19 protein-coding genes and 1 pseudogene are annotated in these 21831 nt (G+C 66.2%); 4 read left to right on the forward strand and 16 right to left on the reverse strand.

Features of this window, described 5'->3' with window-relative positions; all coding sequences use genetic code 11:
• Positions 1 to 8: 8 nt before the first annotated feature.
• From TEP_RS11475 to TEP_RS11490, 4 genes are all read right to left on the reverse strand, one after another.
• On the reverse strand, positions 9 to 3179 hold the full coding sequence (locus tag TEP_RS11475) for a multidrug efflux RND transporter permease subunit (protein WP_025878843.1): 3171 nt from the start codon (positions 3177 to 3179) through the stop codon (positions 9 to 11).
• A 127-nt stretch (positions 3180 to 3306) separates the two neighbouring features.
• Positions 3307 to 4530 carry an efflux RND transporter periplasmic adaptor subunit gene (locus tag TEP_RS11480; RefSeq protein ID WP_132825370.1) on the reverse strand — a complete coding sequence of 408 codons (1224 nt, stop codon included), beginning with the start codon at positions 4528 to 4530 and terminating at the stop codon, positions 3307 to 3309.
• A gap of 91 nt (positions 4531 to 4621) precedes the next feature.
• Positions 4622 to 5392, reverse strand: a complete 771-nt coding sequence (locus TEP_RS11485) for an SDR family NAD(P)-dependent oxidoreductase (RefSeq protein WP_025878841.1) — start codon at positions 5390 to 5392, stop codon at positions 4622 to 4624.
• Positions 5389 to 5616 (reverse strand): hypothetical protein, encoded by a 228-nt coding sequence (locus TEP_RS11490; protein ID WP_025878840.1) that lies wholly within the window; start codon positions 5614 to 5616, stop codon positions 5389 to 5391. The genes TEP_RS11485 and TEP_RS11490 overlap by 4 nt, the downstream gene beginning before the upstream one ends.
• A 147-nt stretch (positions 5617 to 5763) precedes the next feature.
• Between TEP_RS11490 and TEP_RS11495 the strand changes: the two genes are divergently transcribed.
• A complete protein-coding gene (locus TEP_RS11495) occupies positions 5764 to 6795 on the forward strand; it encodes a LysR family transcriptional regulator (RefSeq protein ID WP_025878839.1) in 1032 nt (343 codons plus the stop codon).
• 181 nt (positions 6796 to 6976) lie between these two features.
• Here the strand turns inward: TEP_RS11495 and TEP_RS11500 are convergent, their stop codons facing one another.
• Both TEP_RS11500 and TEP_RS11505 read right to left on the reverse strand, forming a co-directional pair.
• Entirely contained in the window at positions 6977 to 7672 is a 696-nt protein-coding gene (locus TEP_RS11500) for an OmpA family protein (RefSeq protein ID WP_049470452.1), read from the reverse strand.
• Between the two features lie 141 nt (positions 7673 to 7813).
• Positions 7814 to 9229, reverse strand: a complete 1416-nt coding sequence (locus TEP_RS11505) for a deoxyribodipyrimidine photo-lyase (RefSeq protein ID WP_132825371.1) — start codon at positions 9227 to 9229, stop codon at positions 7814 to 7816.
• A gap of 112 nt (positions 9230 to 9341) precedes the next feature.
• Between TEP_RS11505 and TEP_RS11510 the strand changes: the two genes are divergently transcribed.
• Entirely contained in the window at positions 9342 to 9923 is a 582-nt protein-coding gene (locus TEP_RS11510; RefSeq protein ID WP_132825372.1) for a hypothetical protein, read from the forward strand.
• 92 nt (positions 9924 to 10015) lie between these two features.
• Here the strand turns inward: TEP_RS11510 and TEP_RS11515 are convergent.
• The 4 genes and pseudogenes from TEP_RS11515 to TEP_RS11530 form a co-directional block, all read right to left on the reverse strand.
• Positions 10016 to 10150, reverse strand: a pseudogene (locus TEP_RS11515) (inorganic diphosphatase); the annotation flags it as partial.
• A gap of 10 nt (positions 10151 to 10160) precedes the next feature.
• A complete protein-coding gene (locus TEP_RS11520) occupies positions 10161 to 11468 on the reverse strand; it encodes a metallophosphoesterase family protein (RefSeq protein WP_132826520.1) in 1308 nt (435 codons plus the stop codon).
• Between the two features lie 53 nt (positions 11469 to 11521).
• Entirely contained in the window at positions 11522 to 12640 is a 1119-nt protein-coding gene (locus TEP_RS11525) for a phytase (RefSeq protein ID WP_132825373.1), read from the reverse strand.
• Complete coding sequence (locus TEP_RS11530) at positions 12640 to 15198, reverse strand: TonB-dependent receptor (protein ID WP_132825374.1); 2559 nt, start codon at positions 15196 to 15198, stop codon at positions 12640 to 12642. Before TEP_RS11530 ends, TEP_RS11525 begins: the two co-directional genes overlap by 1 nt.
• A 153-nt stretch (positions 15199 to 15351) precedes the next feature.
• On the opposite strand from TEP_RS11530, the gene upp reads away from it, so the two are divergent.
• Positions 15352 to 15984, forward strand: a complete 633-nt coding sequence (gene upp, locus TEP_RS11535; protein WP_025878832.1) for a uracil phosphoribosyltransferase — start codon at positions 15352 to 15354, stop codon at positions 15982 to 15984.
• Positions 15985 to 16101: 117 nt separating this feature from the next.
• Positions 16102 to 16395, forward strand: coding sequence for a PsiF family protein (locus TEP_RS11540; RefSeq protein ID WP_132825375.1), 294 nt, complete (start codon positions 16102 to 16104; stop codon positions 16393 to 16395).
• 323 nt (positions 16396 to 16718) lie between these two features.
• Here the strand turns inward: TEP_RS11540 and TEP_RS11545 are convergent, their stop codons facing one another.
• The 6 genes from TEP_RS11545 to rsmD form a co-directional block, all read right to left on the reverse strand.
• A complete protein-coding gene (locus TEP_RS11545) occupies positions 16719 to 17606 on the reverse strand; it encodes an MBL fold metallo-hydrolase (RefSeq protein WP_025878830.1) in 888 nt (295 codons plus the stop codon).
• 120 nt (positions 17607 to 17726) lie between these two features.
• Complete coding sequence (gene ggt, locus TEP_RS11550) at positions 17727 to 19454, reverse strand: gamma-glutamyltransferase (protein WP_033830842.1); 1728 nt, start codon at positions 19452 to 19454, stop codon at positions 17727 to 17729.
• A complete protein-coding gene (locus TEP_RS11555; RefSeq protein WP_025878828.1) occupies positions 19451 to 19732 on the reverse strand; it encodes a YfhL family 4Fe-4S dicluster ferredoxin in 282 nt (93 codons plus the stop codon). The genes ggt and TEP_RS11555 overlap by 4 nt, the downstream gene beginning before the upstream one ends.
• A 132-nt stretch (positions 19733 to 19864) precedes the next feature.
• On the reverse strand, positions 19865 to 20356 hold the full coding sequence (locus TEP_RS11560; protein WP_025878827.1) for a hypothetical protein: 492 nt from the start codon (positions 20354 to 20356) through the stop codon (positions 19865 to 19867).
• A 78-nt stretch (positions 20357 to 20434) separates the two neighbouring features.
• Complete coding sequence (gene coaD / locus TEP_RS11565) at positions 20435 to 20944, reverse strand: pantetheine-phosphate adenylyltransferase (protein WP_008267036.1); 510 nt, start codon at positions 20942 to 20944, stop codon at positions 20435 to 20437.
• A gap of 26 nt (positions 20945 to 20970) precedes the next feature.
• Positions 20971 to 21549: a 16S rRNA (guanine(966)-N(2))-methyltransferase RsmD gene (rsmD, locus tag TEP_RS11570; RefSeq protein WP_093819966.1), complete on the reverse strand. Its 579-nt coding sequence runs from the start codon at positions 21547 to 21549 to the stop codon at positions 20971 to 20973.
• Positions 21550 to 21831: the final 282 nt, after the last annotated feature.

Genomic DNA, 21831 nt, shown 5'->3' on the forward strand with positions numbered 1-21831 from the left:
TTTCCATGTCAGTGGTGGATGGTGGGCTCGCCGTGCTGCACCAGCTGGCCACCACCGTTGCGGGTGACGAACTTGCGCAGTGCCACGTAGAACACCGGGGTCAGGAACAGGCCGAACAGGGTCACGCCCAGCATGCCGGCGAACACGGTGATGCCTGTCACCGAGCGCACTTCGGCGCCAGCGCCATGCGACAGCACCAGCGGCACGGTGCCGGCGATGAAGGCGATGGAGGTCATCACGATCGGGCGCAGACGCAGGCGGCAGGCTTCCAGTGCCGCTTCGACGATGCCCTTGCCGCCCATTTCCAGCTCTCTGGCGAACTCGACGATCAGGATCGCGTTCTTGCACGCCAGGCCCATCAGCACCACCAGGCCAACCTGCACGAACACGTTGTTGTCGCCGCCGGTCATCCACACGCCGAACAGCGCGGACAGCAGGGTCATCGGCACGATCAGGATCACCGCCAGCGGCAGCGACCAGCTTTCGTACAGCGCGGCCAGCACCAGGAAGGCCAGCATGATCGCCACCGGGAACACGATGAAGGCCGCCTTGCCCTGGGTCGCCTGCTGGTAGCTCAGGTCGGTCCATTCGGTCGCCATGCCCACCGGCAGCACCTTGGCGGCGATGGCGGTGAGGTTGTTCATCGCTTCGGCCGAGGACAGCACACGCGGGTCGGCTTCACCGGCCAGGTCAGCGGCCGGGTAGCCGTTGAAGCGCAGCACCGGGTCCGGACCGTAGGTTTCCTTGACGGTGACCATCGAGCCGATCGGCACCATCTCGCCGCGGTCGTTGCGGGTCCGCAGCTTGCCGATGTCCTCGACGCTGTCACGGAACTGGCCATCGGCCTGTGCGATCACCTGCCAGGTACGTCCGAACTGGTTGAAGTCGTTGACGTAGGCCGAACCCAGGTAGGTCTGCAGCGTGTCGAACAACTCGGTCAGCTGTACGCCTTGGGCCTTCGCCTTGACACGGTCCACCTCGGCATCCAGCTGCGGCACATTGGCCTGGTAGCTGGTGATCGGGAAGGCCATGCCCGGGGTCTGCGCGACCGCGCCCTGCATCGACTGCACCGCGTTCTGCAATGCGCCATAGCCGAGGTTGCCACGGTCCTGGATGAACATCTGGTAGCCGTTGCCGTTACCGAGGCCGAGGATCGGCGGCGGCATCATGGCGAAGGCGAACCCTTCCTGCAGGCCTGCGATCTTCTGGTTGATCTCCGCATTGATCTGCGCCGCGGTGCGGCCATGGCGCTCGCTGAACGGCTTGAGCGGAATGAACGCAACACCGGTGTTGGGCGTGTTGGTGAACTGCAGGGCATTCAGGCCCGGGAACGAAATGGTGTGAGCTACACCGTCGGTTTCCTGGGCGATCTTGGCGACCTTGCGCAGCATTTCATCGGTACGCGCGATCGACGAACCCTCCGGCAGCTTCACACCGGCGATCAGGTAGAGCTTGTCCTGGGTCGGAATGAAGCCCGGCGGCACCAGCTTGAAGATGAAGCCGGTACCCACCAGCAGCACCGCATACACCACGAACACCGCACCACGACGACCGAGGATCTTCGACACGCCACGCTCGTACTTTTCCGAGCTGGACTTGAAGAAGCGGTTGAACGGACGGAACACCCAGCCGAACAGTCGGTCGATGATGCGGGTCGGAGCATCCTTCGGCGCGCCATGCGGCTTCAGCAGACGAGCTGCAAGGGCCGGCGACAGGGTCAGCGAGTTGATCGCCGAGATCACCGTGGAGATGGCGATGGTGACCGCGAACTGCTTGTAGAACTGACCGGTGACGCCGGACAGGAACGCCATCGGCACGAACACCGCACACAGCACCAGCGCGATGGCGATGATCGGCCCGGACACTTCGCGCATTGCCTGATGCGCAGCGGCCAGCGGGGTCAGGCCCTCTTCGATGTTGCGCTCAACGTTTTCCACCACCACGATCGCGTCATCGACCACGATGCCGATCGCCAGCACCAGGCCGAACAGGCTCAGCGTGTTGATCGAGAAGCCCAGCAGGTACAGCGCGCCGAACGTACCGACGATCGACACCGGCACCGCGATGAGCGGGATGATCGACGCACGCCAGGTCTGCAGGAACAGGATCACCACCAGCACCACCAGCGCGATGGCTTCCAGCAGGGTGGAGACCACGGCCTTGATCGAGTCGCGCACGAAGATGGTGGTGTCATACACCGCTTCGTACTTCACGTCGGCCGGCATGGTCTTCTGCATCTCGTCCATGCTGGCCATCACCGCATCGCGGATCTCCAACGCATTGGCGCCGGGGGCCTGGAAGATACCGATACCCACCGCGTTCTTGCCGTCCAGCTGCGAGCGCAGCGTGTAGTCACCGGCACCCAGTTCGACACGGGCCACGTCCGCCAGCCGCACCACTTCACCGTCGGTGCCGCTCTTGAGCACGATGTCGCCGAACTCCTGCTCGCTGCGCAGGCGGCCCTGGGCATTGATCAGGGTCAGGAACTGGCTGTTGGGCATCGGCTCGGCGCCGAGCTGGCCGGCCGAGACCTGCACGTTCTGTTCGCGCATGGCACGCACCACGTCGCTGGCGGTCAGGCCGCGCGCGGCCACCTTGTCCGGGTCCAGCCAGGCGCGCATGGCGTAATCACCACCGCCGAAGATCTGTGCATCGCCGACGCCCTGGATACGTGCCAGCGCATCCTTGACGTGCAGGCGGGCGTAGTTGCGCAGGTACAGGGTGTCGTACTTGCCGTTGGGCGAGGTCAGGTGCACCACCATCAGGAAGGTGGGCGACTGCTTCTGGGTGGTCACGCCTTGCCGGCGCACGTCCTCGGGCAGTCGCGCCTGGGCCTGGGCAACGCGGTTCTGTACCTTCACCGCCGCTTCGTCCGGGTCGGTGCCCGGGCGGAAGGTGATGGTCATCTGCAGCACGCCGTCGGAACCGGCCACCGACTTGAGGTAGATCATGCCCTCAACGCCGTTGATGGCCTCCTCCAGCGGGGTGGCCACGGTTTCAGCGATCACCTTCGGGTTGGCGCCCGGGTAGACCGTGCGTACGACCACCGACGGCGGCACCACTTCGGGGTACTCACCGATGGGCAGCATCGGAATCGAGATCAGGCCTGCGGCGAAGATCACGATCGACAGCACCGCCGCGAAGATCGGCCTGTCGATGAAGAAACGGGAAAAGTCCATGGAAGAATTCCTGGAAAAGGCCGTCGGCGGGCAACAGCCGCCCTGCCCCTCGCCGATCTGGCGAAGGCAGTGACGGCTGCCGCTGGCACCGGCAGCTAAGCGGGGACGCGGATCAGGAGCCGGCGGATCAGTGGTTCAGTGCGGCAGTTGCATCGCGACCCGGCGCCGGCGCAGCGGCGGGCTGCATCGCCACCGCCTTCGCCTGCACCGGCATACCGGGCATGAAGACCTTCTGCACGCCATCGATGATCACCTTGTCACCGGCGGCCAGGCCCTGCTCGACGATGCGCAGGCCTTCGGCGGTGCGGCCGAGGCGGATGTCACGGCGCTGGGCCTTGCCATCCTTGTCGACCACATAGACGTACTTGCGGTCCTGGTCGGTCAGCACGGCCTTGTCGTCGATCAGCATGGCCTGGAACTGGCCGCTGCCGAGCAGCTGCACGCGGGCGAACAGGCCCGGGGTGAACTGGCGATCGGCGTTGTCCAGCAGCGCGCGGACGCGGATGGTGCCGGTGCTGCGGGTCACCTGGTTGTCGAGGAAGTCGACCTTGCCCGAGTGCGGGTAGCCTTCTTCACCGGACAAGCCGATCTTCACCGGCAGCTCGCTGTCGCGCTCGCTCGGGCGCTCGCCCTTGCGTGCCATCTGCGCGTAGCGCAGGAAGGTGCTTTCGTCGGCATCGAAGTACACGAACACCGTATCCAGCGAGACCAGCGTGGTCAGCACGCTGGCGCTGTCGCCGGCGGTCACCAGGTTGCCGGCGGTGACCATCGCCCGGCCGGCACGGCCGTCGATCGGCGCACGCACCTTGGTGAACTCCAGGTTGAGGCGGGCGGCATCCACCGCGGCCTGCGCAGCCTGCACCGCCGCACCGGACTGGTCGGCGGCCGCACGACGCTGTTCGGCGGTCTCGGTGGAAATCGCCTGCTGTTCGGCCAGGCGCTTGGCACGCTCGGACTCGCTGCGGGCCAGCACCGCCTGGGTACGCGCACGGGCCAGTTCGGCGTTGGCGCGGTCGTACTCGGCCTGGTAGCTGCGGGCATCGATGGTGAACAGGACGGCGCCCTTCTTCACTTCTTCGCCTTCAACGTAGTTGACCTTGTCGATGTAACCGGACACGCGCGGGCGCAGCTCGACGCTCTGCACGGCCTCGACGCGACCGCTGAATTCATCCCACTGGCTGACCTGCTTGAGCAGCACGGGGGCAGCTGAGACCTGCGGCGGGGGCGGCGCGCCGGCTTCTTCGGCATGGCCACCGCTGCAGGCCGCCAGGACGGCGGCAGCGAGGATCGACACGCCAGCCATCGCGATGCGATGGCCGAAACGATGTGGAGTGGTATTGAGGGAAGTCATGGCATGCATCCGTACGGAGGGGTGGTACAGCTATTTGAGAATTGCTATCAACTTTCGGCGGCGTATCCTGCGACCTCAACCAAAGTCGAGGTCAAGCAACGCCTGCGGTGTCGCGCCACAACGGCGGTATTTCCAGGTGCAGCAGGCCGCGTGGCAGTTCGGCATCACTGCTGTCGCAACGGACGATTGCGCGGTTGTCGCGGCACCCGTCGAGCAGGGACACCACGCGGCGACCGACCAGCAGTGAACTCGGCCATTCAATACAGGCGTTGGCAGCGTTGGCCGGCGTGCAGACCGGACTGCACACTTCCAGCATCTGCGCGCGTACGCCTACGGCCTGCGCTTCCTGGTGCACCACCTGCGCGTACATGCGCAGCGCGGCGGTGGTGATCGAGGTCTCGCCATAGCCCGCCCAGGGCTTGAGCCCGGCCGGGCTGCCGATCATCACGTAGCGACGGGCGTGCACGTTGTCCTGCAGCAGCGGCAGCAGGTGGTGCACTGCGTGCACATGCGGCATCAGGTCCGCCTGCAGTGCTGCCGACAGGGCGTCACCGCCACGCTCGACCACGCGGCCACGGTTGTACGGGCCGCCCATCGCGGCAACCACCGCCGCCAGCGGGCGCGGGCGCTGCGCCACGCGTTCGGCCAGCGCACGTGCCGAACTGTCATCGCTGAGCGAGCCCAGCATCGTCTGCAGGCCCGGCTCATCGGCGAACTGCTCGTGCAACGCCGCCAAGCGGCCGGGATCGCGGCCGACCACCAGCACGGGGCTGCCGGCCTCCAGCAATGCGCCGACCACACCCTGTCCCACGGCACCGGTGCCGCCGAGAACCAGGACCTCGGGCGTCAGAATCCCATTCACGGGACATTTCCTCCCAAATCCGGGATAGTCCCGATCCGGCGCAGTCGGTCACCCTTGTGTGAAGCAAGGTGCAAGGCACCGCCACGCTGCTGACGCATGGGTGCGGTAAACTCCCGAAAGTCCTTGTTAACCAAGGAGCTGGGACGAGATTCAACGGTCATTGCCAGGTCCAGGGCGTTCTGGCCGGCAATCCGGAAGCGGGCAAGAATGTTGCGCAGGCTCATGGCGGACGGGCTCCAATTAGCGAATGGCGCCACGATAGACCTCAAACCCCTACTTGATTAGTCCTGATTAAGGGGAATAATCATCCCGTCCCCGGTCCAATCGTTCTGTCACGATTACCCCATCCCCGACGTCCAGGATCCCTGACCATGTCCCACGATCTCAACGAGACGCTGATCTTCGTCAAAGTGGTCGAGCAAGGCAGCTTCATCGCGGCTGCCAAATCGCTCGGCCTGCCCAAGACCACGGTCAGCCGCAAAGTGCAGGAACTGGAGACGCGCCTCGGTGCGCGCCTGCTGCACCGGACCACGCGCCGTCTCGGCCTCACCGAAGCCGGTTCGATCTATCACGAGCATTGCCAGCGCATCGCGCGCGAGCTTGAAGAAGCTGAAAGCGCGGTCAGCCAGCTGCAGTCCGGTCCACGCGGCTGGTTGCGCTTCACCGTGCCCTATTCGATCGGCATCACCTGGATCGCACCGCTGCTGGGCCAGTTCCATGCGCAGTATCCGGAGATCCGCCTGGACATGCACATGGGCAACGAGAAGCTGGACCTGATCGCCGGTGAGGCCGATCTTGCCCTGCGCGTGGGTGCCCTGCCCGATTCCAACCTGGTGGCGCGCAAGCTCGGCAGCCTGCGCACGCAGGTGTTCGCCAGCCCGGCCTACATCGAGCGCTACGGCGAGCCGCTGCATCCGGAAGAGCTGCAGTTCCACCGCATCCTGGCCATGCGCAAGCCGTACCACACCGGCAATTCACCACGCTTTACCTGGCAGCTGGGCGAGAATGGTGGCGAGCTGCGCGACTTCCCGGTGACGCCGCTGATGACGGCCAACGACATGTCCGCGCTGAATGGCGCGCTGGTGTGTGGCGAAGGCCTGCTGCTGACCGGCGACGTGATGGCCAAGCCCTTCGTCGAGTCGGGCATGGTACGCCGCGTTCTGGCCGGCTGGACCGGTCCGGAAGTGGATTTCAACGCGGTGTTCGCCGGTGGCCGCCTGGTGTCGCCGAAGGTTCGCGCGTTCGTCGATTTCCTGGTGGAGAAGCTCAACTTCGATGCCAACTACATGCTGGCGCAGTGCCCCGGTGCGAAGCTGGCGCGGCAGCAGCAGGAGCAGGAAGAAGCGGCGCTGGCGAGCAGCGGCAAGCGGATCCTGGAGAAGGTGGCTGCTTCGGCGGCGTAAGCTGCAGCGATGCCGCCTGTACCCTGCTCCTGGATCGCCTCCGGTAGATGCCGACCTTGGTCGGCACCGCTCTGCACATGGGCTATCGGCGTGACGAGCGAGCTCGGCACCTACAGAAAATGCCGCCTGCAAGGGCGGCATTTTCGTTCCGGCTGCGCCGGAACAGCAATAACGCTGCGCGTTATTGTTTGAGAGGAATCACGCGGATCTCGACGCGGCGGTTCTTGGCACGGCCGGCATCGGTGCTGTTGTCAGCGATCGGGTAGGCCTTGCCCGCGCCCAGGGTTTCGATGCGCACGCTCTGCACGCCCTGGCCGATCAGGTACTGTGCCACCGAATCAGCACGCTCCTTGGACAGGCGGTTGTTGACCGCGTCGCTGCCGATGCTGTCGGTGTGGCCGACCACTTCGATCATGGTCTGGTTGTACTCACGCAGGGTGCCGGCAACGCCATTGAGCGAGCCGTAGAACTGCGGCTTCAGTGCCGACTTGCCGAAGTCGAAGGTGATGCCATCGGGCAGGTTCAGCATGATGTTGTCGCCCTGCCGCTCGACGTCGATGCCGGTGTTGGCGGTGCGCTCACGCAGCGCGCGCTCCTGGCGATCCTGGTACTGGCCAACCGCAGCGCCACTCAGTGCCCCGATACCGGCACCGATCAGCGCATGCTGGCGACGTTCGGTCGCGCTGTCGCCGGTCAGCAGGCCGGCGGCCACGCCGATGGCGGTACCGATCAGGGCGTTGCGGCCGGTGCGGTTCTGCTGCTCGGTCGGGTTGCCGTACGGGTCACTCTGCACATAGGAGCCGCCGGTGGCGCAGGCCGACAGGACGGCCGCACTCATCAGGGCCAGTGCGACGTTGCGGGTGGTGTTGCGGATCATGGTGTTCTCCTTGGTTTCCGGTCGGGCCGGCGGCTTGCGGGCGGCAACGAGGATAAACAGCCGGACGCGATGTCGGGATGATGATCAGATCGGTCGACAGGGACGTGTTCAGCTAGCTGTCTGGACCGCTCAGCCAGCGCTTTACCCCGCCGCCGACCGACGGTAGGCGGCCAGAGCAGCATCCCGGCCAGCCGCCAGGTCCACCAGCGGCGTGCGCGGGTAGCCGGGCGCCAGCTCTGCCAACAGGAGCGGATGCTGCCATGGCGCGAACCGCGCTTTCACCGGCAGCGCCGCCAGCTCCGGCACCCAGCGGCTGATGTAGCGCGCCTGCGGATCGAACTTCTCGGCCTGTGTGACGGGATTGAACACGCGGAAATACGGAGCCGCGTCGGCCCCTGTGCCGGCCACCCACTGCCAGCCCATCGTGTTGTTGGCCAGGTCGGCATCCACCAGCGTGTCCCAGAACCAGCGCGCACCGTGCAGCCAATGCGCGCGCAGGTGTTTGCACAGGTAGCTGGCGACGATCATCCGCACCCGGTTGTGCATGTAGCCGGTATGCCAGAGCTCGCGCAGGCCAGCATCGACGATGGGGACGCCGGTATTGCCGCGCTGCCAGTGGTGCAGCTGGGCGGCACTGGGGCTGGCCCACGGGAAGCGATCGAAACGTGGATTGAGGTTGTCGGTCGGCGTCTTCGGGAAGTGGTGCAGCAGGTGATGGGCGAAGTCACGCCAGCCAAGCTGGCGCAGGTAGCCGTCGATATCGGCATCGGTACCGGCACTGCGCAGGCCTTCCAGCGCGTGGGCGATGCGCCACGGCGCGATTTCGCCGAAATGCAGGTGCGGCGACAGCCGCGAGGTACCGACCCGATCCGGCAGGTCGCGCTGCTCGCGATAGCCGCGCAGCGCACCATCCTCGAACACGGACAACGCCTCGAGCGCACCGGTCTCGCCCGGCTGCCAGTGTTCCCAGAACCCGGTATCCCAGTGAAGCGTGGGCGCCAGCTGCAGCGTATCCAGCGCGAGGCTGTCGACCGTATGCGCCGGCAGCGTCTCCGGTGCGGCCTGCAAGGCGGGCAAGCGCCAGTGGCTGAGTACGTTGCGCCAGTACGGAGTGAATACCTTGTAGGGCTGCCCCTGCTGGGTGGCGATGTCCCAGGGCTCGAACAGCAGGCTGCCGTTGCAGCTCTGCGCATCGATGCCCTGCTCGCGCAGCGTGCGTTTGATGGCGGCATCGCGCGGTTGCGTCGCCGGTTCGTACTTGCGGTTCCAGTACACCGCTTCAGCGCCGGTCTGCTGCACCAGCTCCAGCAGGGTCGGCAGGCTGTCACCGGCACACAGCACCAGCGATGAACCCCGTGCACGCAGGTCGGCATCAAGTGCCGCCAGCGAACGATGGCGCCACGCATTGGAGGCCGCGCCCGGCGCCCACTCGCCCTCTTCGTGCGGCGCGTGGATGTACACCGGCACCACATCGTGACCCGCTTCCAGCGCCGCCTGCAGCGCCGGATTGTCCTGCAACCGCAGGTCCCGACGGAACCATACCAACGCTACCGACACGTGCACTGCCTCTCAGTTGCTGGGCGGCCATGATAGCCAGTGACGGTGAAGGCGATGCGTGCGACCGGCTCTGCTAGGCTGCGCGCTCTTCCGCTTCCGCCCGGCCCTCGTCATGGATGATCTTCGCGCCACGTTTGCCCGCTTCGGCCCCCTGCAACCGCAATCCGCCGACGCGTGGCAGGGGCCGTTCCCGCTGCCGGACGTGCTGGCCGGATTCTACGCACACGTCGGCCCGTTCGGCGAGGTATTCAATCCTGCAAAAGGCCCCTGCGGCATCACCATTCCAGGCCTTGAGGTGTGGATACCGCCCTTGCAGCGCCTGTGGGCCTATCAGGCAGGCTATCGCTGGAACGGCAACGATGGCGAACCGATCAGCGACTGGCCGGCGCAGTGGCTGGTGATCGCCGACCGTGGCGCCGATCCCCTCATCCTCGACATCGACGACGGCCGCGTACTGTTCGCCCGTCATGGTGCGGGCCACTGGGACGCCGGCGGGTTCGCCGCCGACGTGCCGACCCTGATGGCCGCGTTGGCTGCGGCCGGCAGCGTTTACCTAGATGCCGATGAGGATCTGTACAGCGATGACGATGATGGCGGGATCCGTCCGGTTCATCGCGACGCGGCGCTGCGCGCTGTCGCCGCAGTGATGGGCGGCACGGATGAAGCAGAGCTGTTCCTGGACACGCTGCAGTAGAGCCACGCCATGCGTGGGGTGTGCGGAGAGATTCAATCCACGCATGGCGTGGATCTACATCATGCCTTCCCTGATCACCCGCCGGTCGTTCTTTCCTGCGGCACCTGCTCCGGCTGAGCGGCCAGGAACGGGTGCAGTACGGTATCGGCAGCAGCCACCGCGCCCACCACCAGCAGCAGCGCAACGGCAATGGCGGCCATCGGAACGAGGCGCGGGCGCGTGCTCATCGGTCGTTCCTCACTCCCAGCACCGGTCGGTGCGGCCCTTGGCGGTCTGCGCACGCGCGCAGTCACGCGGCGTGATCCGTCCCTCCTGCTGCTCCACCCGTTGCTTGCCGCCATTGTCATCGCGCTTCAGCTCGAAGGCGTCGTACAGGCGCCCGGTCACCGTGCGGGCCTCGTAGCGAAGGCGCTGCGGATCGATGCGCAACACCTGGAACAGCTGTGTGTCTTCGCCCACAGGGTCCATCGTCCTGCGTGCTTCGTCCGACAGGCGGTACTGTTTCGGTCCAGCCACCGTCACCACGTACTGCGGTGTTGCCGCCTGCCCTTCGCCGCGACGGCCGTAGGTATGGTCATGCCCCTGCAGTACCAGATCCACCTTGTGACGGCGCACCACCGGCAGCAGCACCTTGCGCAGGGCAGCATTCTCGCGGCCCTCGCGCGGCGAATAGAACGGCTGGTGCAGCAGCACGATCGTCCACGGCTGCCGGTTGCCGGCCAGCACCTTGTCCAACCACTGTGCCTGCGCCTTGGCGGTACCGAGATCCAGCGCCGAGGTGCCATCGACCACGGCCACGCGCACGCCCTGTGCGTCGAACCAGTAGCTGGTACCCGCCGCCGCGCTGGCACCGTTGCCGGGCAGGGCGAAGGTCACCGGCCAATGGCGGCCCAGCACACGGCGCTCCTGTGGCGTGTCCTCGAATTCCTCGAAGTACTCGTGGTTGCCGATCGCCGGCGCTACCAGCGTCTCCTGTGCCAGCCAGCTGGTGGCGGCAAACCATTCGCCCCATTCGCTGTCGTCCATGTTGTTGCCACCGCTGACCAGGTCGCCAGCAAACAGGCTGATCCGTGCCTCCGGCGCGGCCTTCTGTGCAGCCCGCACCACGCGGCTTACATGGCTGACGTTCTTGTTCTGGGTATCGCCGAAATACAGCAGGGTCAGCGGCTGGTCGGCAGCGGCCAGCGTACGCAGCTGGTTCCACGCGCTCCAGCTGCCATTGCCCTGTACGCGGTAGACATACAGGGTGTCCGGCTGCAAACCATCGATGTCGGCGCGGTGATGATGCGACAGGCCGTTCTCGGTCTGCAGCACCTGGGTCTTCGCGCGCACCTGGACGATGCCCTCGATGGCCGGCGAGTCGTCGGCCCGTGCGATTTCCAGCAGCGGCGACTGCACGCTGCCATCGGTGCGCCAGGCCACTGCGAAACCGTGGCTGGGGTCGACCGATGGAGAGGCAACGATGCGGTCCGGCACCGGTGTGGCCGCGTAATAGCGGCTGCCCGACGGCACCTGCGTATTGGGCTCGGCCGCAGCCATCGCCATCGATGGCCATGCCAGCAGCAGCCCGATCGCAAGCAGGCGCACCAAACGCGCGCTCACGAGCCACACTCCAGCGGCAGGGCCAACTGCCTGGCGATGCTCTCCCAGTCGAAGGCCACCACGCCCTGGTCATCGTGCACCGCATACAGGGCGCCGTGCGGGAACCGTGGCGTCGGCTGCTGCATCATCCAGATGCCGTCGGTGTTGGCCACGGTATTGCCCTGGAACGCACCCACCGGCTTCAGCGTATGGCGGTCGAACAGATGGAACACGCTGCGCTGCTTGCCCTGCTCGGTGGTGATCCACCAGCCGTCCTTGCCGCAGGTACGCAGCATCACGCCTTCGGCCTGCGCCTTGAACACGTCGCGGCCGAAGGTGGTGCCGGTGAAGCGCCCCGCCAGGGTGTAGACCTTGAATTCGCTGGCGTAGCTTTCGTCCTCTTCGGCGATCAGCAGGCGATCATTGGCCGGATCCCCCCAGATCGATTCGACCACACGCAACGCGCCGGCTTCGCTGGTATCACCGATGCTGGCCGACAGTGTTGCCTGCACCTTCGTGCCATCGCGGGACACGTGGTACTGGCGCACGCGCTTGTCCAGCTCAGCCAGCGGCGGCAGGATGTCCTTGCCCTGCGCGTCCTCGCCGTTGTCCCAGGAATCGGTGACGTAGACGCTGTAGCCATCGGCACGGCGGTCCACCCACAGGCCGTACGGCTTGCGCAGATCGTCGGCACCGAAGGTGGCCAACGGTGTGAAGTCCGGCAGCGAAAGCACCTGCACACGGTGGTTGTCGCGCTCGACGATCCACAGCAGGTCATCGATCACCGCGATGCCGTTGGGACGATCGAACTGGCCCAGGCCGGTGCCGGTGCTGCCGACGTCGCGCAGGTGCTGGCCGTTGCTGCCGTCGTAGACCACCAGCTTGTCGGTGGCCTTGGCCGTGGCGATCAGCCAGGTCTTTCCATCCGGCGCCTGCCAGGACGCGGGCGAATCGATGTTGTCGGCCGGGGTCATCGGGGTCAGGAAGGCCTCGGCGATGGTCGCCACGTTGCGCTCGACCGGTGCCACAGCGCCGGTCGCTGCAGCCGCTGCCGGCGCCTTGTCCGCCGCCGGCGTGCAGCCGGCGGCAAGAACGGCTGCCAGCGAGGCCGCCATCAGGGTCATGCAACGCGCCATCACAGCGCCACCTTCAGGCCGACGGCGTAGGTGCGGCCATACTCCTCCATCTGCAGGGTGCGTGAGCGCGTGCCCTGGTACAGCTCCAACGGCTTGTCCAGCAGGTTCTGCGCTTCAAAGTACACGCTTACGTTCGCGTTGAACTTGTAGTCCAGCGAGAAGTCGAGCTGGGTGTTGGGCGCGACGTAGATGTCGAACGCACGGCCCTTGCCGATGCTGTCCAGGTACTCGCTGCGGTACACCGCCGCCAGACGGGTGCTCAGGCCGTACTTTTCATAGCCGATGTGGGCGCTGTACACGTGCTTGGAGGCACGCGGCAGGGTGAAATCCTCACCAGCGCGATCCTCGATGCCAGCGTCGAATCCGGTATCCAGCCAGGTGCCGCTGGCGCCCACCAGCAGGCCGTCCAGGCCGGCGGGCAGGAAGGCCAGCTGCTGCTGCCAGTTCAGCTCCGCACCACGCACGGTGGCTTTGCGGCCATTGATCGGCTGGGTCACGTCGAAACCACCGTAGGCCGGATCGTTGGTGCGCACCGTCTCGACGATATAGCCGTCGATGGACTTGTGGAACAGGCCGAGCGAAACGATGCCGGTGCTGCCGAGGTACTTCTCCACCGACAGGTCGATGTTCTTCGACTCGTACGGGTCCAGCTCAGGATTGCCCAGGCGCACTTCCTCGTCGCCGCGGCTGTAGCCGACGCGCGGCGAGATATCGCCGAAGGACGGGCGCGAAACGGTCTTGTTGGCCGAGGCGCGCAGCACCCAGTCATCGGCTGCGTCGTAGCGCAGGTGCAGGCCCGGCAGTACGTTGGTGTAGCTGCTGTTGGCCACGCGCGGGGTTACGGTGTAGCTGCGGCCGTTGGCCGCCACATCGACCTGGTTGCCCTCGGCCTTGAAGCGGGTGTTCTCCACACGCACGCCACCGATGATGCGCAGCGCACCGACATCCCAGGTCCCCATGGCGTAGCTGGCGAAGATGTCTTCACTGGCGGTGTAGTCTTCTTCCAGCGAGGTCATCGCGTTGGCGCCGACATCCTGCGGGCGGGCGCTGAACTGGCCACGGTTGGCCGCCCAGTAGGCGCGCATCGCGTCCGAATCCATGCCGTCACCCAGGGTGCCGTGACGGTGATCCGGAGAGCCGGTGGTCCAGCTGGACAGGGCAACCTTCGGGCCGACGCGCAGTTCGCTTTCGTCGACGTTGACGTCGCGGTCGCGCCAGCGCCCCAGCAGGCCGAACTTGATGCTGCTGCTGTCGCCGTCGAAGCGCACGTTGACCTGTGCGCTGTGCTCCTTGTCGTTCACCTGCTTGGGTGAAATCACGAAGCGGTCGAACGCGTAGTTCGCGTTGTCCAGCCACTGCGGATTGTCGAAGCTGTAGCTGGGCAGGCGGCTGCTCTGGTCCAGCGTACCGTTTAAGGCCTTGCCGTTGAGCTTGAAGCGCGCCTCCATTTCATCGTTCACCCGCTCTTCGGTGCGGGTGAAACCCACCTTGTAATCGACCACCGCGTTGGTCAGCGTGTTCTCGCCGCCCAGGCTGGCCGCGAAGGTGTTCTCTTCCTTGGTGCGGTAGCGCATGCGCTTGTCGATGGAATCCTTCGGCATGCCGTCCAACCGGTACTGGTCGGTACCGGTCTTCACCATCCTGGCGTCATCGAAGTTGAAGATCACCCGCTGGCGGGTTTCGGCATCGTCGAACTGGCTGTACAGCGCACGCAGGTAGTACTTGCTGTCCTCGTTCGGGCGCCAGTCCAGGTTGAGGTTGGCGCCGATGCGCTTGCGCTCGATCTCATACTTGCGGTGCTGCAGGTTGATCGCGGTGACGTCGCCCGGTGCGGCATCGTCTTCGCCGTCGTACTCCACTTCGGTGTTGTCCGATTCGAACGTGCGCTTCTGGTAGTTCACGCCCAGCGCCACGCCAAAGGTGTCGTTGAACACTTCGCTGTAGTTGAAGGCCGCCTTCGGGCTGGTTTCGCCGGACAGCTGCTGGTGGCTGGCTTCGATCTTGCCGCGCAGGCTGCGGCCGTCACGATCGAAGGCCGAGGCCGATTCAACCAGGATCGCGCCGCCGATGGCGTCGCCCGGCATGTCCGGGGTCGGCGACTTGACCACGCGCAGGCGCTCGGTCGAATCGGACGGAATCACATCCAGCGGCGCGGCACGGCTGGAATCTTCCGGGGTGCCGATGGCGATGCCGTCGACGCTGACGCTGTTGAGGTTGGCATCCAGGCCACGCACCACCACGAAACGGCCTTCACCCTGGTCTCGGGTCACGCTGATGCCCGGCAGGCGCTGCAGCGACTCGGCCACGTTCTTGTCCGGGTACTGGCCCAGCGCGTCGGAGGACACGGCGTCTTCGATGGCATCGCTGCTGCGTTTGAGGTCAACCGCGCGCACCTGCGATTCCAGCTGCGCACGCACTTCTATGCGGTCCAGATCGGTCGCTGCGGCGGCACCCCCTGCCACGGCAGCGGCAGCGTTTTCGGCCGCCAGCACTGACGGGCTGGCCGTCACCAGCAGCGAGAGGCTGATTGCCAGGCCCAACGTGTTCTTCTTCTGCACAGCTATCCCCAACGGTGTAAAGATTGGGTCAGCACGGTATGTCCGGCAGGTTGCATGGGAATGACACCGGTGGGGCCTGGCCTGCCGGACCCGGCTCGGCACCACCGCGCAATCCGCTTAAAATGGGGACCTCCCCTTCTGCCAGACCCTCCCATGAAGATCGTCGAAGTGCGCCACCCGCTGGTGCAGCACAAGATCGGCCTGATGCGCAACGCCGCGCTCAGCACCAAGGATTTCCGCGAACTGGCCAACGAACTGGGCACGCTGCTGGCCTACGAGGCCACCGCCGACCTGGAGACCGAGCCGCACACTCTGCCGGGCTGGTCCGGCCCGGTCACCGTGCAGCGCATCGCCGGCGCCAAGATCACCGTGGTGCCGATCCTGCGCGCCGGCTTGGGCATGCTCAGCGGCGTGCTGTCGCTGATCCCGGCCGCCCGTGTCAGCGTGGTTGGCCTGCAGCGCGATGAGGAAACCCTGCAGCCGGTACCCTACTTCGAGCGCCTGACCGGCCGCTTGGAAGAGCGCGACGCGCTGATCCTCGACCCGATGCTGGCCACCGGCGGCACCCTGATCGCCACCATCGACATGCTCAAGCGCGCCGGCGCCCGCCGGATCAAGGGCATCTTCCTGGTTGCCGCGCCGGAGGGCATCGAAGCGGTCAAGGCCGTGCACCCGGACGTGGAGATCTACACCGCCGCGATCGATGCGCAGCTCAACGACAAGGGCTACATCCTGCCGGGCCTGGGTGATGCCGGCGACCGCATCTTCGGTACCCGCGTGGGCTGAGATCGACCGGGTCGGAGCGCTTTCGAAAGGAAGTGCTCCACCGGCTCCAGGCACCTTCACGCCGGCTTTGCGGCGACGGGCGAATGCTCCGCGCACCCGCCCTGCCCTGGAGCCACCATGAAAGCCTCTTTGCTGCTCGCCGCCGCCCTGCTGGTCGGCCTCCCGATTGCCGCCAACGCGGCCACCCCACAGCAGCAGCGAATGGCCGACTGTTCGGCAAAGAACAAAGGGCTGAAAGGCGACGCCTACAAGTCCGCGCAGAGCGCATGCCTGAGTTCGCACGCAGCCGCACCGGCAACCCCTGCCACGCCGCAGGAGCGCATGAAGAAGTGCAACGCAGACGCCGCCACCCAAAAGCTCGCCGGCGACGCCCGCAAGACCTTCATGAGCAGCTGCCTCAAGGCACCGTAAAAAACAGCGAAGAAAGGCCCCATCCACGCATGGCGTGGATCTACTGACCTTCACTTGGAACCTGTCCGTCGAATGGGGTCAGAGCCCGTTGCCCAGCAACGGGATCCGACCCCCGACAGATCACGAAAATCTGTCAGCGGCGGGGTGGTGTCGGATTGCGGGGTGTCAGCCGCATGGATGCGGCTGCCAAGCCTACAAGGACGTACTTGCGGCGTCCCCGCAAACCGACACCGCCCCGCCCCCCACGGATAGCCCGCTGTTGCTGTTGCAGTTGCTTCGGCTCCGGCCTCTGCAGGTGCAGGGCGCAGCCCTGCCGGCCAACCTCACCCCAGCGCGCGCGCCTTCAGTTCGCCCTGCTCATGCAGCGTCACGAAACGTCCCTTCTCATCCCGCCCGACCTGCGCCAGCGCCACCTGCGGATCATGGGTGAAGAACAGATGCACGTTGCGCGCCAGCTTGTCTTCCAGGAACTGCCGCTTCTCGTCGATCAGCAGCTCGGCGTTGCGGTCGTACCCCATGGTGATCGGCACGTGCACCCACGAGCGACCCGGAATCAGATCGGCGCAGAACACCACGCCGCCGTGCGCCCCCTCGCCTGCGCGTGCCTGCCCCACGATCTCGGCCAGCATCAGCCCCGGCGTGTGCCCGTCGCTGTAGCTGAAACGCACGCTGTGGCCGAGCACCTTCGAATACTCGCCGTCCACCACTTCCAGGCGGCCACTGGCCTGCAGCAGGCCCGGCAGCTCCGGAATGAAGCTGGCGCGATCGCGCGGGTGCGGCTGCAGCGCGCGCTGCCAATGCTGCGCACCGACCACGTACGTCGCATTGGGGAACAGCAGTTCCGGTTCACGGCCTTCGTGCCACGCGGCCAACAGGCCGCCAGCGTGGTCGAAGTGCAGATGGCTGAGCACCACCACGTCGATGTCTTCGTGCTCGAAACCGGCTTCGCGCAGCGAATCGATCAGCACATGCTGGCTTTCCTGCACACCATAGCGCTCGCGCATGCGCGGCTCGAAGAACGCACCGATGCCGGTTTCGAACAGCACCGTCTTGCCCTCCAGCGGGCTCGCCAACAGCGCACGACAGGCCAGCTCGATGCGGTTGAGCTCATCCGGTGCTGCCCACTTTTCCCACAACGCGCGCGGCGCGTTGCCGAACATTGCACCGCCATCCAGGCGTTGGGTGTTACCGCGGATCGACCATAGTTTCATGACGCAATTATCGGTGGCCGCTCGTTAAATAATCGCTAGTGGGAAAATGAAAAACCCCGCCGTTGCGGGCGGGGTTCTCAGGTTTGCGTCCGCCGGGCATGGCCCGGCGCTATCGCCGGCTCAGGGAGCCGGCACAACCTGGGCACTGCCGACCGGGTTGCGCGGGTCACTGCCGCCAAACAGTTTGTTGGCCTTGCGGTCCCACTCCACCGTCTGCAGGTTGCCCCACACGTGGCTGGAACCGCGGCCGCCGGCAGCGACCTCGCCCGGCAGGTCGATCTTGTGGCCCATCGCCTGCAGCTGCTTGATGGTGCCAGCGTCGAAAGCATTGCTTTCCGCTTCGATCAGGTCCGGCAGCCACTGGTGGTGGTAGCGCGGCAGCGCGGCGACCTGCTGCGCATCCAGGCCAGCGTCGTAGCCCAGGATACCCAGCAGCACCATGGTGATGATGCGGCTGCCACCGGGCGTGCCCAGCACGATCACCTTGTCGTCGTTTTCCATGAAGGTGGGCGTCATCGAGCTGAGCATGCGCTTGCCCGGCTTCGGCGCGTTGGCCGCGTAGCCCATCACGCCAAAAGCATTGGGCGTTCCCGGCTTCAGCGCGAAGTCGTCCATCTCGTTGTTCAGCAGCACGCCGGTGCCCTTCGGAATCAGGCCCGAGCCGTACAGCAGGTTGACGGTCTGGGTGGCGCCGACACGGTTGCCATCACGGTCGATGATCGAGAAATGGGTGGTCTCGTCATCCTCCAGCGGCGTCGGGTTGCCCGACAGCAGGTCGCTGGGGGTGGCCTTTTCCGGGTGGATGGTGGCGCGCAGGCCCTGCGCGTAGTCCTTGCTGGCCAGCACCTTCTGCGGAATCTGCACGAAATCCGGGTCGCCGAGGAAGAAGGTGCGGTCACGGTAGGCACGGCGCATCGACTCGACCACCAGGTGGGTGCGGTGCGCGGCATCCATCTGCTTGATGTCCCAGCCTTCCAGGATCTGCAGCATGCTGGCCAGGGCGATGCCACCGGAGGACGGCGGCGGTGCCGTGGTGATCTTCCAGCCGTTGTAGTTGAAGACGATCGGCGCGCGCTGCTTGACGCGGTAGCCGGCCAGCTCTTCGGCGGTCCACTTGCCGCCCGCCTGCTTCACGCCGGCCAGCAGCAGCTTGCCGGTCTGGCCCTTGTAGAAGCCGTCGAAGCCACCGGCCGCCAGGCGCTCCAGGGTCTGCGCCAGTTCCGGCTGCTTGAACAGGTCACCGGTAGCGATCGGCTTGCCATTGCGCAGGTAGACCTCGCGCGTACCGGGATAACGCTCCATCACTTCACGGCGCGAGGCATAGCCCTTGGCCATGCGGTCGTAGACCGGGAAGCCTTCACGCGCGATGCGGATCGCCGGCTGCAACGACGCTGACAGCGGCAGCTTGCCGTGCTTGGCCGACAGTTCGACCAGCGCCGCCGGCAGGCCCGGAATACCGGCCGACCACGGGCCGTTGACCGAGCGGTCGCGGTCCAGGTCACCCTTCTTGTCGAGGAAGGCCTGCGGCGTGGCCGCGGCCGGCGCGGTCTCGCGCGCGTCCAGCATCACGTCCTTGCCGGTAGCCGCATCATGCAGCAGGAAGAAGCCACCGCCACCGAGGCCGGAGCTGATCGGCTCGACCACCGCCAGGGTGGAAGACACCGCCACCGCCGCGTCGAAGGCATTGCCGCCCTGGGCCAGGATGTCGACACCGGCCTGAGTGGCCAGGGCGTGGCCGCTGGCGATGGCCGCGCCATCGGGGCGCTCGGCACGGACCGGGGCATCAGCCCAGGCGACGGAACTCAGCAGCAGGCCGAGCAGCAACAGGGGGCGGGCGAACGACTTCATTCGGATGGGGGCTCCGCATAGAGTTCGGGATGATCGTGCTGCAGTTGGCGCAACTTGGCCAGCAGCTCGATTTCGGTTTCGACGATGTCCGGATCGGGGTCGATGCATTCGACAGGGCAGACGACCACGCACTGCGGTTCGTCGAAATGGCCCACGCACTCGGTACAGCGGGCGGGGTCGATCACGTAGATGGTTTCACCCATCGTGATGGCCTGGTTCGGGCAGGCCGGCTCGCATACGTCGCAGTTGACGCAGAGCTCATTGATTTTCAGCGACATGGCGATACTCCACGCCCGCGCCTTGGGACAAGGACCGGCCTGCGCGGGCGCGCGGGCCGGTCAGGTCATCAGCGGCGCCCATCGCAGGGCGCCGCCCGGGCCGCGCCGAAGCACGACCGCCTCGGCTCGGTCTTACTTGGCTTCGACGAAGATGTACTCGGCACCGGTCGGCTGGACCACGGCCTGGACGCGGGCGTTGTCGGCGGACTGGCCGATGAAGACGACGCGCACGCCCTTCATCGAATCCGGCGAGACGTCCTTGAACACGGTCTGGATCATGTCAGCCATCTTGCCCGAGGCCGACGAACCGAAGGCCAGCATGTTGCCCGGCTGCACGCCACGGGCCACGGCCTGGGTCGCGCTTTCGGTCTGGCGCTCGTACTTGGCCTGGAAGTCCGGATCCGATTCCGGCGAGAGGTAGTACAGGAACGGGCTGTTGGTGATGTTGCCCATGTTCTGGATGGCCACTTCCTGCAGGTACTTCTTCCAGCCTGCGTCGTCTTCCTTGGCCGGCGCGACCAGCGCCTGCTTGGCTTCGTCGACCGGAGCGGCTTCTTCCTTCTTGCAGGCGGTGAAAGCCAGGGCAAACGAAGCGATCAGCATCGCGCGCATGGTGTTGTTCATGGGTTTCCTCCCGGAATGTTGCGTGTTGGTGTGCGTAATGGAATGCGTGGTGCTACAGGATCTACTGCTGGCCAGGGCTTACGACTGCGCCGACTTCGCTTCGCGGACCTTGCGCAGCGCCTCGAGCACGGCGGCCGGCACGAAGCCGGACACATCGCCACCCAGGCGTGCAATTTCGCGGACCAGCGAGGACGAGATGAAGCTGTGCTGTTCGGCCGGGGTCAGGAACAGGGTCTCGACCTCCGGAATCAGGTGGCGGTTCATGCTCGCCATCTGGAATTCGTACTCGAAGTCGGACACCGCGCGCAGCCCGCGCAGCAGCACACCGCCCTGCACCGAACGTACAAAATGTGCCAGCAGCGTATCGAAGCCGATGACCTCGACGTTGCTGTGGTGGCCCAGCGCGCCACGCGCCAGCTGCACGCGCTGCTCCAGCGGCAGGGCCGGTCCCTTCGAGGGGCTCTGCGCCACGCCCACCACGACCTTTTCAAACAGCGGCGCGGCCCGGCTCACCAGGTCGATATGACCATTGGTGATGGGGTCGAACGTGCCGGGATAGACGGCGATGCGGCGGTTGGCCACGGTCATGGGCGGTAGCAGATGTTCAGATGAGGTCAAAGTGTAGCAGCGGCGCGGCGGTACAGGGCAAAGCGCACCTCGCGGGTGCCGCCATCGCGGTGCAGCAGCCATTCCGGGGGCAGCGCCGGCACGTGGCTGGCCGGCGATTCCAGGTACAGCCAGGCATCGGCGGCCAGGTGCCGCGGCAGCTGGGCCAGCACGTCCTGCCACAGGCCATCGGCGAACGGCGGGTCGATGAACACCAGATCCGCCTGCTGCGCCGGCGCGGCCTGCAGCCAGCGCAGCGCATCGGCCTGGGCGACCGTCACGACGTCACCCGCCTGCAGTCTGGCCACGGCCGCCGACAGGTTGCGCGCCAGCTGCGGGTCGCGCTCGACCAGGGTGGCGTGCGCGGCCCCGCGCGAGACTGCCTCCAGGCCCAGCGCGCCGCTGCCGGCGAACAGGTCCAGCACGCGCGCCCCGCCCAGCTTGGGCATCAACCAGTTGAACAGGGTCTCACGCACGCGGTCGCTGCTGGGCCGCAGGCCCGGCAGGGTCGGAACCGGCAGTCGGGTATTGCGCCAGCGCCCACCGATGATGCGCACCTGGCCTTCGTTGCCACCGCGGCCGCTCACAGGCGCCCCTGGCGAGGTTCATTCGAGAAATTCAGCATGAGCGGGATTGTAGTTCGGCCGGGCTGCGCCCGGCACCCGCAGAGGCCGAAGCAACGGCCGAAGCAACGTCAAAAGCTGGTTTCCTGTGGGTTGGCGGGGTGGGTCCGGTTGAGGGGGACGCTGCAAGTACGTCCATGTAAGCTCGGTCGCCGCATCCATGCGGCTCACGCCCCCTCAACCGGACCCACCCCGCCAACCCACAGGAAACCAGCTTTTGACGTTGCTTCGGCCGTTGCTTCGGCC

This window comes from Stenotrophomonas sp. TEPEL (genome assembly GCF_004348785.1).
In the GTDB taxonomy this organism is placed as follows: Bacteria; Pseudomonadota; Gammaproteobacteria; order Xanthomonadales; family Xanthomonadaceae; genus Stenotrophomonas; species Stenotrophomonas indicatrix.